This window comes from Psychrobacillus sp. FSL H8-0487, from assembly GCF_038008385.1.
GTDB classification, from domain to species: Bacteria; Bacillota; Bacilli; order Bacillales_A; family Planococcaceae; genus Psychrobacillus; species Psychrobacillus psychrotolerans.
On sequence record NZ_JBBOZA010000001.1, the window covers coordinates 2243283 to 2258080 of the forward strand.

Annotated in this window: 14 protein-coding genes; 3 read left to right on the forward strand and 11 right to left on the reverse strand. The window is 35.5% G+C overall.

The window, feature by feature from the left end; translation table 11 throughout:
* Window positions 1-81 precede the first annotated feature (81 nt).
* Together MHI47_RS11455 and MHI47_RS11460 are read left to right on the forward strand one after the other, a co-directional pair.
* The gene (locus tag MHI47_RS11455) at window positions 82-1239 is read left to right on the forward strand and encodes an MFS transporter (protein ID WP_340832045.1); all 1158 of its coding nucleotides are present in this window, start codon (window positions 82-84) and stop codon (window positions 1237-1239) included.
* A 217-nt stretch (window positions 1240-1456) separates the two neighbouring features.
* Window positions 1457-2422, forward strand: coding sequence for a fumarylacetoacetate hydrolase family protein (locus MHI47_RS11460; protein WP_340830895.1), 966 nt, complete (start codon window positions 1457-1459; stop codon window positions 2420-2422).
* Between the two features lie 109 nt (window positions 2423-2531).
* Here MHI47_RS11460 and MHI47_RS11465 read toward each other — a convergent pair whose 3' ends face one another.
* The 11 genes from MHI47_RS11465 to MHI47_RS11515 form a co-directional block, all read right to left on the reverse strand.
* Window positions 2532-3869 (reverse strand): gluconate:H+ symporter, encoded by a 1338-nt coding sequence (locus MHI47_RS11465; RefSeq protein WP_093538526.1) that lies wholly within the window; start codon window positions 3867-3869, stop codon window positions 2532-2534.
* 85 nt (window positions 3870-3954) lie between these two features.
* Window positions 3955-4959: a LacI family DNA-binding transcriptional regulator gene (locus tag MHI47_RS11470; protein ID WP_340830898.1), complete on the reverse strand. Its 1005-nt coding sequence runs from the start codon at window positions 4957-4959 to the stop codon at window positions 3955-3957.
* A gap of 3 nt (window positions 4960-4962) precedes the next feature.
* On the reverse strand, window positions 4963-5799 hold the full coding sequence (locus tag MHI47_RS11475; protein ID WP_340830899.1) for an SDR family oxidoreductase: 837 nt from the start codon (window positions 5797-5799) through the stop codon (window positions 4963-4965).
* Window positions 5796-6869 carry a mannonate dehydratase gene (gene uxuA, locus MHI47_RS11480; RefSeq protein WP_340830900.1) on the reverse strand — a complete coding sequence of 358 codons (1074 nt, stop codon included), beginning with the start codon at window positions 6867-6869 and terminating at the stop codon, window positions 5796-5798. Before uxuA ends, MHI47_RS11475 begins: the two co-directional genes overlap by 4 nt.
* Before the next feature lie 16 nt (window positions 6870-6885).
* A complete protein-coding gene (locus MHI47_RS11485; RefSeq protein WP_093538522.1) occupies window positions 6886-7506 on the reverse strand; it encodes a bifunctional 2-keto-4-hydroxyglutarate aldolase/2-keto-3-deoxy-6-phosphogluconate aldolase in 621 nt (206 codons plus the stop codon).
* A 14-nt stretch (window positions 7507-7520) separates the two neighbouring features.
* On the reverse strand, window positions 7521-8477 hold the full coding sequence (locus MHI47_RS11490; protein ID WP_340830901.1) for a sugar kinase: 957 nt from the start codon (window positions 8475-8477) through the stop codon (window positions 7521-7523).
* 296 nt (window positions 8478-8773) lie between these two features.
* Window positions 8774-9331 carry a hypothetical protein gene (locus tag MHI47_RS11495; RefSeq protein WP_340769594.1) on the reverse strand — a complete coding sequence of 186 codons (558 nt, stop codon included), beginning with the start codon at window positions 9329-9331 and terminating at the stop codon, window positions 8774-8776.
* Between the two features lie 83 nt (window positions 9332-9414).
* Window positions 9415-10539, reverse strand: a complete 1125-nt coding sequence (gene rpoD / locus MHI47_RS11500; RefSeq protein ID WP_093538519.1) for an RNA polymerase sigma factor RpoD — start codon at window positions 10537-10539, stop codon at window positions 9415-9417.
* Window positions 10540-10568: 29 nt separating this feature from the next.
* Window positions 10569-12398: a DNA primase gene (dnaG, locus tag MHI47_RS11505; RefSeq protein WP_340830902.1), complete on the reverse strand. Its 1830-nt coding sequence runs from the start codon at window positions 12396-12398 to the stop codon at window positions 10569-10571.
* Between the two features lie 217 nt (window positions 12399-12615).
* Window positions 12616-13425, reverse strand: a complete 810-nt coding sequence (locus tag MHI47_RS11510) for a pyruvate, water dikinase regulatory protein (RefSeq protein WP_093538518.1) — start codon at window positions 13423-13425, stop codon at window positions 12616-12618.
* 11 nt (window positions 13426-13436) lie between these two features.
* Window positions 13437-14075 (reverse strand): helix-turn-helix transcriptional regulator, encoded by a 639-nt coding sequence (locus tag MHI47_RS11515; RefSeq protein WP_175496337.1) that lies wholly within the window; start codon window positions 14073-14075, stop codon window positions 13437-13439.
* A gap of 387 nt (window positions 14076-14462) precedes the next feature.
* On the opposite strand from MHI47_RS11515, the gene MHI47_RS11520 reads away from it, so the two are divergent.
* On the forward strand, window positions 14463-14789 hold the full coding sequence (locus MHI47_RS11520; protein ID WP_340830904.1) for a YrdB family protein: 327 nt from the start codon (window positions 14463-14465) through the stop codon (window positions 14787-14789).
* The last annotated feature ends 9 nt before the right edge of the window (window positions 14790-14798 follow it).

Sequence of the window (14798 nt, forward strand, 5' to 3'; positions counted from 1 at the left end):
AGGAAATTACTACTAATAAGAGGAGGTAACATTATTTTTCCAACAAAGAGTAAAGGCTTTTTAAAGTTTCTGATTGTCATTATCGCATTCCAAGATGTAGCAGCAGGTGTAGCAGGATCTATTATGGCGGATTTAATTGAAGCTTTCCCTGAGTATGCACCATCAACTGTTATGTTAATTGCAACTATTCCTGGACTATTTATAATTTTCCCTTCCTTATTTTACGGTAAACTCTCGACTAAGTTCACATCCCGTAGTTTACTATTTGCTGGTTTAATATTCTTTATGATTGGTGGTATTATGCCATTCTTCCTTGATAATTTATTTTTAATTATTCTTTTCCGAGGATTATTAGGACTTGGTGTAGGGATTACATTACCATTATCGATTGATATTATTACTAGGTTCTTCGAGGATCGTGAGCGTGACTTCTTAATTGGATTCGGTACATCCACGATCGCTTGTGTCGGAGCTATTTTCTTCCAACTTGGTGGTGGTATGTTAGCAGACAACTTTGGTTGGCAATATGGTTTCTTAGTTTATTTATTCCCTATTTGGATTTTAGCAATTACGTTTCTTTATTTACCAGAACCAGCAAAGAAAGTTGCAGTTCATGCTTCTTTGAAAGAGACATTATTCACTGCACCTAAAACGGTATATGGTTTTACTATTGGTCAAGTCTTTTACTCCATGCTAGTTTTTGGATATGTGACAAACATATCTATTCTTATCCAATCAGAAGGATTAGGAAGCGCCACGGAAGCAGGCCTAGCAATATCCTTATTCACTTTTGGGACATTAATTATTGGTATGTTCTTCTCAAGAATTCGTGCACTCATGCCTACCCAAAACGTACCTCTAGCTATTTTATTAACTGGCGGCGGAATACTTGGGTGTTATTTATCAAATGGCTTAACAATGATATTTGTTGCTAGTTTTATTGGTGGAATCGGCCTAGGATTAGCACTTCCAGGAGTTTTTGCACGAATATCCGAATTATCCAATGAGAAAAAAGGCATTTCATTTGTTGGTTTCATAGTAGCTGCACAAGGTCTTGGCGGTTTATTAAGCCCCCTTTTTTACCAGACCATTTTAAATATTACAGGCTTTGAAGGTGGGCGCACTACATTATTGTTTGCTTCACTCGGTTTGACAGGTTTAGCGATTGTATGGTCTATTATTTTAATAATGAGCAATTCAAAGTCACATGCAAAAGATCCCCATGCTCCTGCCCTATAAAAAAACAATACAACTAATGGGTGTACAAAAAACTAGGAGTCTTATGCTTCTAGTTTTTTTAATACCTTTTATTATTTACATCCTCTCTAAGATATCTCTTTTTAATTTTCAATTACTTTTAGCAGTTTTCCTTGGAAAATTCAGCAGGCTTTTATTGTATTTTTAGAGTCCACTTTCTTCCTATAATGAAACATACTAAATAAAAGGAGGATTCAAAATGGGGACACGTTTATTACGTTTTGAATATGATCGACAAGAACGTTGGGGAATTTATGAAGAAGATTTACGCCTTATAGAGGGAACGTTTCCAACGCTTCGGAGCATATTAACAGATGGACATTCGCAAATTACAAGGGCTAAAACAGAAGGTATTATTATCTCTATGGAAGAAATCACTCTTTTATCACCTATTACACATGATGGAAATATATATTGCCAGGGTACAAACTATGCTGAACATCGTGAAGAAGCTGGATTTACTCAACAAAAGCCTGCATATAATTTACTATTTATGAAGTCCCCAAGTACATTAAGTGCAGCTAATACAAATATAATATGTCCGCAAGATGTCCAATTGCTTGATTATGAGATTGAATTAGGACTTGTCCTCAAACAAGATATCACAGAAGAAACCAACATTACCACCCAAAATATTGGTGATTATATCGGTGGATTAGTAATTGCAAACGACGTTTCGGCACGCGATATACAAATTGTAGAACAACAATGGTTTAAAGGGAAAAGTTATCGTACATTTTGTCCTACTGGCCCCTACCTGTATTTATTAGAACAAGATGAAATTCACTATCTTAATGATTTAGAGCTAATATTAAGAGTAAATGACGAAGTTCGGCAACATTCCTTTAGCGATCATTTATTGTTTAAGCCAACTGATACATTAACGGAAATGTCGACTATTTTTGATTTACGTATTGGCGATTTAATATTAACCGGGACACCCGGTGGAGTCTGTTTACGATTAAATAAAGATATACTTGAAAAAATGATTGATATAAATACAACGTACGAAGAAAAAATTAACTACTTTGTAGATACCCAAAAAGAAAATGGTTATTTACAACCAGGAGATATAATCGAACTTGAAATTAAAAGCCGTGATCATTATATTGACCTCGGTAAACAAAGATCAACAGTTGTTCAAAGTATATCTGTAAATTCCTAAAAAGAATTACTCATTATGCCGATTTAGGAAATGGAAGTATCGGTTTACATATAAAAAATGCCTTGCTATACTACTAAAACAGTAGCATCGCAAAGCATTTTTACATGAATTATATAAACAAGCTAAGTAATAATACGACTCCTAATCCTACAATAGAGTTGGTGAATAGAAGAAGTCCCCAAGTTCTGAACGTGTCTTTAATAGATAAATTGAAATACTCCTTAAACAACCAGAAGGATGCATCATTTACATGTGTAATAGTGTTACTTCCAGCTGCAGTTGCTAATACCATTAGAACAGGATTAACATCAAAAGTATGAATAAGCGGTCCTACTATACCTGCTGCAGTAATGGCTGAAACAACGCCTGTCCCAGTCGCAATACGCAGAATAGCTGTAATTAACCATGCCATGATTAGTGGCGATACACTAGTATTTTGCATCATTCCAGCGATAAAGTCACCAATACCAGTATCTAGAATGATCTGTTTGAAGGCCCCACCTGCTCCTACTATAAAGACAATCATTGCAATTCCTTCAATAGCTCCAGAGAAGGAACCCATGACTTCTTTCATCGATCTCCCTCTACTTGTACCGAAGACATAAATCGCTACAAGAACAGCTAGAATCATACTAATCTCAGCACTACCAAAGAAATTAATAATTTGAGAGAAAGTGGTCTCTCTATCTACAAAAATATTGATGATGGTTGCGGCAGTAATAATAATTGCTGGTAGTAAAGGCACTAATAAGCTAACAGCAAATCCAGGCATTTCTTCTTCTGAGAATTGTTTTGATTTCTTCAAAAGAGGTGGAACAGGTAAGTCTAAATTACGTAACATTCTTGGTAAAATAATACCAGCACAAATAACGGATGGAACTACAACAACAATTCCTAAAATATAAACCATACCCATATCTGCACCATAAGCATCTACCAGTGCAGTTGGTCCTGGTTGTGGCGGAAAAATACTATGTGCCATCGTTGCTGCAGCTACCATTGTAATCCCTAATCTTAAATAAGGAATTTTCGCTTCAATAGCAATACTAATTACAAGAGGTGCAAGAATAATAAATGCTACTTCATAAAAAACAGAAATCCCAAATATTGTTCCGACAATTAGTATTGCCCATTCAATATTCTTTACACCGAATTTATTCAGTAAGGTGGAAGCTACACGTTGAGCAGCTCCAGAGTCTACCATTAATTTCCCTAGTACAGCACCCATACCAATTATGATTGCTAAACTTCCAAGTGTACTACCAAATCCAGTTTTTATAGAGATAACAACTGCATCTAATGTTAAACCATTTAAAATACCTACTAATGTAGCTACAATTAATAGAGCCAATACACTATTAAGTTTCACAACTATATTTAGAAATAATAAAAGTGCTACCCCTAATGCTACCCAAATTATTGGAGCGTATTCGATAAACCAATCCATATTCATTTCCCCTAACCCTTTTCAATTTTCATTGAGATGATTTTATAACATGTTTAGAATATCCTTACCTATAATTCTGTTTAACTTAATAGGATTCTCGTGAATTTAAAGTTGCTTTCAAACGATATACTCCCGTCTCCCCCAAATCTACCTCTTGGTTAATTTGATTTAATAATAGTTTCACTGCTTGATTTGCCATTTCTACGGTAGGTTGAGAAATGGTCGAAATAGTAGGAGTGAAAAAGCCTGCGAATGAAACTTCATCAATTCCAATAACTGCTATGTCATCTGGAATTTTCAAATCATGTTCTTTAATATAATTCAATACACCGATTAACACCCGATCATTCCCTGCAATAATCGCATCAGGCGGTGCATTTAATTGGAACAGTTCACCGATTGCTAAATTTAAATTTTTTACATCCGGAGATTTTATATAATCTGGTACTACTGGCATTTGGAAATCCTCTAATGCCTTCTTATAACCTTGTATCCTTTCCACACGAGGACTTATGTTTCGAATGATTGAAGTAGTTATAATAGAAATACGTTTATAGCCCTTATCCACAAGACTTTGTACTGCTAGCTTTGAAGCATCCATATTATCGAGCATTACAGTTGGTATATCCATTTCATCAATCGTTCTATCCATAAATACTAATGGGATATTTTGGTTAATCATTTCTTTGTATAAATCTACGTTACCGCCTGTTGGAAAGATGATAAAACCGTCGACTTGCTTAGCCATTAGCATTTCAATATAATTTCTTTCCTTTTCTGGTTCATCATCTGCGTTACAAACAATAATATGAAAACCCTTTTGGTGAAAATTATTTTCGATTGCGCGTATAATTTGAGTCGAAAATGTATGTAGAATGTTTGCCACAATGACTCCCACCGTAAAAGTCGATTTTTGCTTTAAGCTTCTAGCAACAACATTAGGTCTATAATTTAGCTCTTTAATTGTTTTCTCAATTTTCTTTCGTGTTGTCTCACTCATATACTCATATCGTTTGTTTAAATATTGGGAAACAGTACTTTTAGAAACTTCTGCATGTCTTGCTACATCGGCAATTGTAATGTTTTTCATCTCTTATACTCCTGAGTAAGCCATAAAACCACCATCAACAGCCATCGTTGTGCCAGTGACAAATGACGAATATGATTCATCTACTAAAAATAACAGCGCTCCTAATAGTTCTTCAGGCTTTCCAAATTTTTTCATCGGAGTGGCTGCCATTATTTTTTGTGAGCGAGCTGTATAGTTGCCATTTTCGTCCAGTAATAAATCTTTATTTTGTTCTGTTACAAAAAATCCAGGTGCAATGGAGTTTACACGTAATCCAGCTTCTGCAAAATGAACAGCCATCCACATTGTAAAATTATTTATAGATGCTTTTGCTGCACTATATGCTGGAATTTTCGTTAATGGTGCATATGCGCTCATCGATGAGATATTAATAATGGTCGGAGATTCCGCTTTTAGTAAATCTTTGCCGAAAACTTGGCTAGGTAGAAAAGTACCTGTGAAATTCAAAGAAAAAACATCTGAGAATCCACTTTCATCCAAATCAAAAAAGGATTTACTCGTCGCATCTTCTTCGTATTTTTCAGGGCCAGTAATCGCATCTGAATGGTTACCACCGGCTCCATTTATCAAAATATCAACTCGACCAAATTGCTCCAAGATAGCTTTTTTTGCACGAACAAGAGACTCACGATCTAAGACATCCGTTTCCATGGCAATTGCTACTCCACCTTTGGAAGTAATCTCGTCTACCACCTTTTGACCTTTTGCGGCAGTTCGATTCAAGATGGCAACTTTTACCCCATGACGTACAAGTTCCACTGCCATTCGGGAGCATAACACACCGCCACCACCTGTAATTACAGCAACCCGACCATCTATATTTTCATGAATAGGAATCATTGCGAATCCTCCTTATTTGTTTCAAAAGCATCCCATAACCCTAGTAAATACATGATGCCTAAAGCTCGGTCATATAAGCCATATCCAGGGCGACAGACCTCTCCCCAAATATGTCGACCGTGATCTGGTCTCACATACCCATCATAATTTTGTTTATTTAACTCTTCTACCACACCTTTTATATCGATAGATCCATCGCTCGTATAATGCGAAGTTTCAGTAAAGTTACCGCTTTCATAAATTTTTATATTTCTAATATGTGAAAATGGAGAGCGTGTTGCATATTTTCTAGCCACTTGGACCATATCATTTTCAGGATTTGCACCCATTGAGCCAGTACACATGGTAAATCCGTTGGAAGATGAATCCGAAATTGCAATTAGTTTCTCATAGCTTGCTTCGCCAGTAATAATACGTGGCAGACCAAAGATTGAATACGGCGGATCATCAGGATGAATAGCCATTTTAATGCCAGCTTCCTCAGCTACTGGTAAAATTTCTTTTAAGAAATAAGCAAGATTATCCCAAAGCTTAGCTTCATCAACTTTCTTGTATGCTTCGAATAATTCAGCAATATGAGCCATTCTTTCTGGTTCCCATCCTGGTAAGGACAAGTCAGAGGATTCACTTACTGTTTTAACTAATTCTTGTGGATCTATATTATCTACTTTTGACTTTTCGAAAAACAATGCAGTTGATCCATCTTCTAGTGGATGGAACATTTCCGTACGAGTCCAGTCGAATATTGGCATGAAATTATAACAAATTACTTTTACACCGTATTCTCCAAGATTTCGAATCGATTGCTTGTAGTTTTCAATATATTGGTCACGCTCTTCGTTCCCTAATTTAATAGATTCATGGACATTCACACTTTCCACTACATCGGTATGAAAACCGTATGAATGTATATAATCGATTTCCTCTTTAATCTCTTCTTTTCCCCATATTTCCCCTGCAGGCTTTTGATGGAGGGCCCATACGATTCCTTTAACACCTGGTATTTGTTTTATATTTTCGAGTGTTACTGTATCATTGCCTCTTCCGTACCAACGAAAAGTCATATTCATGATATACTCTCTCCTCTCAGTTTTTACTAGCATCTATATACTTTTTACTTGCTTCCACAACTGCGTCATATCCACCAACTTTATACGCTTTGTTCAAATCACTTCCAACACCTACTGCAACTGCGCCAGCTGCTAGCCATTCCTGCATATTATTCGCATTAATGCCACCTGTCGGCATTATTTGAACATGTGGAAGAGGACCTTTAACAGATTTAATAAAAGAAGGATCAAAATTGTTAGCCGGGAATAGTTTCAATATATCGCATCCTGACTCTAACGCTTTTACCATCTCACGAATTGTCATACACCCTGGTAAATATGGAATTGCATATCTATTACAAACGGTTGCCACTTCCTCACTAAAATGTGGACTAACGACAAACTTTGCACCATTTAGGATTGCATGTCGAGCAGTTTCCGCATCAAGTACTGTACCTGCACCTAAAACTGCATCTATTTCTTGAAGTTCTTCAAATGCTTTCTGGACTTGAGGAGTTGTATAAGTTAACTCAATAATTCGAATTCCACCTTCAACTGCTGCCTTTGTTAATTGAACAGCTTCCTCAGCGCTATTTCCTCTAATTACTGCAACGACCTTTGACTCTGTAACTTGTGTCAATGTAGAATACTTTGTCATTTTATATTTCCTCCTTATCGCTCAATAACTTTATCGTTTCGTATAAAAGCTAGTACTTCCGATAGTTCCGGAAGCCCTTCATTATCCCCGGAAACCGTAGTCACAAGTGCACCAACTCCATTAGCAAACTTCAGTCGCTCGTTTGGTTCATATTCATGAAGATATGAATAAATATAGCCGGCATCGAAGCCATCTCCCGCTCCAACTGTATCTATTGGCGTCACTTGAAATGCCTCTTGTTTATACCAATTATTATTGGTATAAACTCTTGCACCATTCCCACCATCTTTTATGACTAACTCTGAAATCTCGAAGCGCTTTGCACATTCAACTAAGGCCTGTTCTGTTGAATCACCTAAAATCATCTCGATTTCATCTAACCCAGTAAGCAGTATATCTACATAGGGGAAAATATTCATATATGCTGCGGTTGCTTCTTCAATTGTCCATAACTTCAAACGAATATTTGGATCAAATGATACTGGTATATTTTTTTGATTAGCAAGTATCAATAGTTTTTTCGTTATTTCTATATTTTTTTTATCTATTGCCATAAAAACACCAGTTAGATGAACTAAGTCAATCCCATCTAACATTTGTTCTGTAATATCACTAGGTTCCATCGTTAATATTGGGGACTGGTAACGATAATAAAACGTTTTTCCTGATCCATCTTCTCGAATTTCCTTGAAATTCAAGGATGTAGGGTAGCCCTCGACCAGCTTAACCTCAGAAACATCAATACCCTCACCACGTGCAAAGTTATATATTACTCGTCCAAATTCGTCCCCACCTAATCGACTCACCCATTTAGAGTTGAGTCCTAAACGGGCACAACCAATCGCAAAGTTTAACTCTGCTCCCCCTACTTTTCTTGAAAATGTCGGTACATATCTCATTGGTCCAGTTACAGATGGATTAAATGTTATTAAAGCATCTCCTAATGTTAGTACACCAAAATCTGTATCCATTGAACCTAACCCCCTATAACAATATATTCTTTTTCATAAATCGGTTTAGTAAATCGGTTTATAATGATTATATATTGAAAGGGTTTTCAATATCAAGTACTATTTACAATTGTTCGTCAATTAATGCTAGGAAATGCTTCAATAATACACGACTCCCTCGTCTATCTATTCGGTTTAGATACTCACTTTTCCAAATGAATATCATAATTTATCATCTAATAAAAAAATACCAACAATCATTCACATTTCTGAATGTTTGTTGGCATTTGTATTTTTTATTGATGCAAGTGATAAATTTACATGAATATATAATATCCAATTATTAATAAAACTCCTAAAACTCCGGAAATACTAAAATATACTAACTTCATCATTAAGCCGGAAAACAGCCATAATAGACAATTTCCGAAGATTAATCCGATTAACACTAAAGGTTCCTCAACAAAATATATGTCCCATACTTTAAAAGATAAACCTAACAGCAAAAGCGCGGAAAATACGAACAGCAGGGGTGCCATTAGAGATTTATTTTTTACTAGTTTAATAGCTATGTATAAAAAAGAAAGAATTGCAACTGCCACAAGAATAATAGGTATAAAAACAGCAGTTGTCATCACAAATAAGCTCGCTAACAAGATTGCAGTCAACAAACCAACTACTACATACAATATAACTTTATATTTTTGGTTTTTTGCTAATACTGCTTTCGACGCATTCTCCGTTTGCTCTTCTTCCTGATTTTCACCTTGAGCGTATAAAGTGAGCAGGAAATCACAATAATGCTCCGGCAGCAGCTTGTTTTTTTTCCAAAATGAAATTTCATTCATTATTATTTGTTTACGCTGAAGTGACATGTTAGTCCTCTTTTCATCTGGTAAACCAGTATTATCAGATTCATAGAATGTTGAAAAAGACATCCGCAGTGGATGTCTTCATTCTATTCTAAAAAGTCTTTCAGACGCTTGCTTCTAGAAGGGTGACGTAGTTTGCGTAATGCTTTTGCCTCAATTTGACGAATACGCTCACGAGTAACCCCAAAAACTTTACCAACTTCTTCAAGTGTTCTCGTACGTCCGTCATCAAGACCAAAACGTAAACGTAATACATTTTCTTCTCTGTCAGTCAACGTATCTAAAACGTCTTCCAATTGCTCTTTAAGCAGTTCATAAGCTGCATGATCAGATGGTGATTGTGCATCTGCATCTTCTATGAAGTCTCCTAAGTGAGAATCATCCTCTTCCCCAATAGGTGTTTCTAAGGAAACTGGTTCTTGGGCAATCTTCAGAATTTCACGAACTTTTTCTGCTGGTAAGTCCATTTCTTCCCCGATCTCTTCTGGAGATGGTTCACGACCTAAATCTTGCAATAATTGACGTTGAACACGTATTAATTTATTAATTGTTTCGACCATATGCACTGGAATACGAATTGTTCTTGCTTGGTCTGCAATTGCACGTGTGATCGCTTGACGAATCCACCAAGTTGCATACGTACTAAATTTGAATCCTTTTCGATGGTCAAACTTTTCAACAGCTTTAATAAGTCCCATATTACCTTCTTGAATAAGGTCTAGGAATAGCATGCCACGTCCAACATAACGTTTCGCGATACTTACTACTAGACGAAGGTTAGCTTCTGCTAAACGTTTTCTTGCTTCTTCATCACCTTGTTCGATACGCTCAGCTAAAGCGATCTCTTCAGAAGCTTTTAGTAGGTCTACTCGTCCAATTTCCTTCAGGTACATACGAACGGGGTCATTGATTTTGACACCTGGTGGAACACTCAAATCATTTAAGTCGAAAGTCTCTTCTTTCCCTTTCATTAAACGATCCAAATCTTCCTCATCGCCATCTTTACGGCTAAGTTCGATATTTCTACCTTCAAGATTATCGATAAATTCTTCAATTTGATCAGATTCAAGCTCAAAATGAGCTAATTTTTCTGCAATATCATGGTACGTTAGTTCACCATTTTTTTTACCTAATTCGATTAATTGTTTTTTTGCCTCTTCTAAAGATAATTCAATTTCTGTTTCTTTTGTGCGTTCGGACTTGTCCGCCATAAGAAATTCCTCCTTTTGCTACCGGATAGTTACTCTAAAGTTTTCAAAGACTTTTTCAACTGTATTGCTTCTTGAGCGAGTTCTAAAGCCTTTGAAATATCACTCATTTTTTCTGCTTCTTTCGCTTCATGTAACTTACGTTTAATACGCAGTTCAATCCGGTATTTTCGTATATGGCGCAAACAGTCCATGACTTCCTCTGTTTCATGCTCTGGATCACGTTCTGAGAGCGCTGCTTCCATTACTATTTTTCTTAACTCAGCATCGTTTAATACTTCTAAAAAACGTTGATAATCTCCATCTGGATACTCTTCATAAAACCCAGTTAAACGAACAAATACTACTTCATAGGCATCTCTGATAAAACATTGATCTTCTAAGTCTCTTCTTGCTATATCAATTACACTAGGATTATGAAGCATATGGGATAATAATATCCGCTCAGCTCTTTCATCTGCGGATATTGCTTTCTTTATCTTCGTCATTTCTGGTTTAATTGTTATAGGGATAGAAGATTCCTGTTTAGATTGTTTTGCTTTTTTTCCTTGGATTTTGCGTAGGTGTTGATAAATTGCTTCTTCTGATACATTCGTTTCTTGTGAAAGCTGACGTATATACAAATCACGTTCAACTGAAGAACTTCTATCACTCAGTATTTCCAATATCTCTTGGATATACTGTAAAGTATCATTTTCATTATTAAAATTTTTGTCCCTTTTTGAAACAATCATCATAAATGATAAATAAGAATGTGGTTTTTCAATAATCTTTGTTCTAAATGCTTCTTCCCCATAGTTTTTAATGTAATCATCCGGATCCATTGCATCCGGAATAATTGCAATCTCCGTTTGTATTTGTTGGGCCTGTAAAGCAGTAGAAGCTTTTTTAGCAGCTTCCATACCTGCTCGGTCTCCATCAAAACACAACGTAACATGAGAAGTGAGTCTATTTAGTTTTGTTATATGAGATGACGTCAAAGCGGTACCCATAGTTGCAATACCGTTCTCAATACCTGCTTTAGAGGCAGCAATTACATCGAGAAAACCTTCAAAAACAATTACATTACGTTGTTTTCGAATATCTAATCTTGCTTTGTCCAAGTTATAAAGCACATGGCTTTTTTGGAATATCGGAGATTCAGGACTATTCATATATTTAGCTTCATTCTCATGCTTTTCGAGTATTCTACCGGAAAAAGCGATAACATGCCCAGTTTCATCAAAAACTGGGAACATAATTCTTCCACGAAATCGATCGAAATACTTTAATTCATTTTCTTTTCGGATAATGAGCCCAGTTTTCTCAATTTCTTGTAAATCCATACCTTTACGTTCAAGTAACGTAGTTAAAGCATCCCATTTCGGTAGGGACCACCCTATTTTATACTTTTCGATAATCTCTTTAGAAAACCCTCTTTCCTCCAGGTAAAGTAATGCATTTTCTCCTTCCTCTGTATGAAGTAGTAAATGATGATAATAATCACTTGCAAACTCATGTGCTTTTTTCATCAGAGTAACCTCTTTAGAAACAGGCACTTTTGACTCTGTATCACCAGAAGAACGTTCTTCAATAGTCATACCAATTCGACTACCAAGTTTACTAACCGCATCGTGAAAGGAAAGATTTTCAATATCCATTAAAAATGTAATTACATTTCCACCAGCACCACAACCAAAGCAGTGAAAAATTTGCTTTTCCTGTGTTACTGAAAAAGATGGTGTCTGTTCACCATGAAAAGGGCATAAACCGAAATAATTTCGACCTCTTTTTGTAAGTTGAACATATTCACTTATGACGTCGACAATATCATTGTTATTCCTAACTTGTTCGATTACCTCTTCTTCTATACGACCCGACACTTTTTCACCATCTTTACTTGCTCCTTTAATAATTCGTGAAAGGAAAGAAAAATCCTGCAAGAATCGACAAAAAAATCATATAAAATATCTCTTAATAGCTATTTTTCCACAAACTACTATTATAAAACATTTTAGATTATTAATCTATTCTTTATTTATTCGATAAACAATAGAAAAAACCTTTTCACAAACGTGAATCGGTTTAAAAATTCCTAAATTATTTTTGTTGAATATGATTTATTACTAAATTAGCAGTCTCTTCAACAGCTCTATTCGTCACATCAATAACTTTACAGCCTATTTTTTTAGCTATTTTCTCGAAGTGAAGAATTTCCTCGTTGATTCTCTCTATTTTAGCATAACTTGCATCATCATTTAAACCAATTGCTTTCAGTCTTTCTTTTCTAATAGAATTTAATTTTTCTGGTGTGATTACCAAACCCACACATTTAGCTGGATCTACTTGGAAAAGTTGCTCTGGTGGCTCTACTTCTGGGACGAGTGGAACATTCGCCACTTTGAACCTTTTGTTTGCGAGGTATTGCGATAATGGTGTTTTAGAAGTTCTCGAAACCCCTATTAGAATGATATCAGCTTGGAGTAAGCCACGGGGATCTCTTCCATCATCATACTTAACTGCAAATTCAATGGCTTCAATTTTTTTGAAATAGTCTTCATCTAACTTTCTTACTAAACCAGGTTCTTCAAATGGTTTTTCATTTAATTCTTTTTCAAATAGATTAATAACCGGTCCTATTAAATCTACAGATTCCAAATTGTATAAGTTACAGTATTCTACTAAAGCTTGACGCATTTTAGTTTGTACCAGTGTATACAAGATTATAGCACCTTGCTCTTTAGCAAGTTCTGTAATTTCTTTAATATGGTCTAAAGAATCAATATGAGTAAATCGCTTAAATTTAGTGTGCTGTAGACCAGGTCTAAACTGACTTACTGCCGCTTTTGCTACTAGTTCGCCCGTTTCTCCAATTGAATCTGAGACTATAAACAGGTTTAGCATTTTCATCGTTTCACTCCTTATAGATCATGGTCATCGGCTAATGATAAAAAGGCACGAGTAATATTAGTTTTTGTAATTCTACCAATTACTTCTAACCCTTCTTTTCCTTCTTTTACAACAGGTAAAGAATCAATTTGACGATTCATTAACTTCTTGGCCACTTCGAAAAGTGTATCCTCTTTCAAACAATATGTTATATTAGGCATTCTTGTCATAATCATATGTACTGGGATTTTGTTTAAATCATGGTTACCAATACTTGTTCGTAAAAAGTCTTTTCTGGAAAGAACTCCTGAAAGCATTGAATTTTTATCTAGTACAAATAATGACCCTACATCCTCTAAAAACATATGGCATATAGCATCATACACCGTCATACTTTCATCAACAACTGCAGGAATTGATTGAAAATCTTTCACCATCATTTGAGCTATATTGTCTGAAATTGCTTGGCTCGTTTTTTTGCCAGAATAAAAGTATCCCACACGTGGTCGAGCATCTAGAAAGCCTGCCATCGTTAATATAGCTAAATCTGGACGTAAAGTGGATCTAGTTAAGCTAAGTCGCTCCGCTATTTGTTCGCCAGTGATAGGACCGTTTCCTTTTACTATGTCCAAAATCTCATTTTGCCGTTTGTTGAGTTCGATTGGATTCACCGCCTCAAAGTGTTATACTTAATACTAAAGTATTGTAGCATATTGAAACCCTACAATCAAAATTAAGAATCCTGGATATACCAATGTTTCAAGGAATTAAGTCATATTTGTGCTTTTCCTTTAACCCAACTAATATTAGTTATTTTTGAGAATTTTTTGGGGGAACAAATAACATAATCTTGACAGGCGTAAGTACAAAAACATGTACAATGGACCACCCTTTCATATATTTAAAATAAACCACCTTCCATTACCCTGGTTGGTGGTTTTCAGCTTTTATATTTCTAGTTTTCTACTACTAAGTCATATTTTCAGACCTGTAAAAATACGAAACTATTTACTCAAAAATTAGTATAAATACTAATAAACTTAAAAAGGATGGTTTCAATGGTAATTAATATAGCGTTACGGTTTATTCTAGAAGTATGTGCCCTCGCTTTTTTGGCGTACTGGGGATTTCAAAGTAGTCAAGACCATCTTATAAGGTTGCTATTGGGCATAGGATTACCGCTGTTTATTGCAATTTTATGGGGTGTTTTTGGATCCTCTGCAGCTCCAATACCATTTAAAGGATTTCATCGGCTATTGCTAGAACTATTAATATTTGGTTTAGCTGCATTAGCATTATTCTTTTCAGGTAAACCAACTTTAGCAATTATTTACGCAACGACGGTGTTAGTAAATTGTTTTCTAATATACTTATGGGATCAATGAAACTTATCA